Here is a 720-nt window from a genome sequence, read left to right as displayed (position 1 = left end):
CCTCGTGGCGGCCCGCCAGAGCGGCCCCCAGGTGCAGCGGGCGTTCCACCGTGTACTTGGCGGACTTGTAGCGCATCACACGCAGCGCGGCCTCGCGGGTGGAGGTGCCCCGCACCTGCTCCAGGGTGTCCAGGTACTGCCCGGCCATCACCTCGGTGCGCATCGCGTCGAACGGGCGCCGCCCCTCCCGCAGCACCTCCGTGGGAAAGCCGCTGGCCTGGTACATCTCGTCCGACCAGGCCAGGCACAGGTCACCGACGAGGATCGCCGCGCCCCGGCCGAAGCCCTCGCTGTCTCCGCTCCACCCGTGGTCGGCGTGCAGCTTGGCCAGACGCTTGTGGGTGGCGGGCAGCCCGCGCCGGGTGTCGCTGTTGTCGATCACGTCGTCGTGGACGAGCGCGCACGCCTGGAGGAACTCCAGGGAGGCCGCCGCCCGGATCACCCGTGCGTCGTCGGCCGCGCCTCCCGCGCCCCGCCATCCCCAGTAGCAGAAGGTCGGACGCAGACGCTTGCCGCCGGAGAGCATCGCCTCCAGCGCGTCCATCGCCGGTACCAGTTCCTCACCGATCTCCAGGAGCTGGGCGCGGTGGGCGGCGTTGAACTCGGTCAGCTCGCGGTCCACACCGGAGCGGATCCCTGAGACGGGTGAGACGGGCGAGGAAGAGGAAGGCACCATGGTCCGCACATTATCGGCTGTTCGACACGGGCTGGTCCCCCTCC

1 protein-coding gene is annotated in these 720 nt (G+C 71.2%); it reads right to left on the bottom strand.

Going from position 1 to position 720, the window contains the following annotated elements; translation table 11 throughout:
• On the bottom strand, positions 1–676 hold a 676-nt coding region (locus tag D455_RS0128710), incomplete at its 3' end, for a polyprenyl synthetase family protein (protein ID WP_040685200.1).
• Positions 677–720 lie beyond the last annotated feature (44 nt).

It is taken from the genome of Nocardiopsis halotolerans DSM 44410 (assembly GCF_000341065.1).
GTDB lineage: Bacteria > Actinomycetota > Actinomycetes > Streptosporangiales > Streptosporangiaceae > Nocardiopsis > Nocardiopsis halotolerans.
Note: the sequence above shows the minus strand (reverse complement) of the source record. Positions and strands in the feature narration are given on the sequence as shown.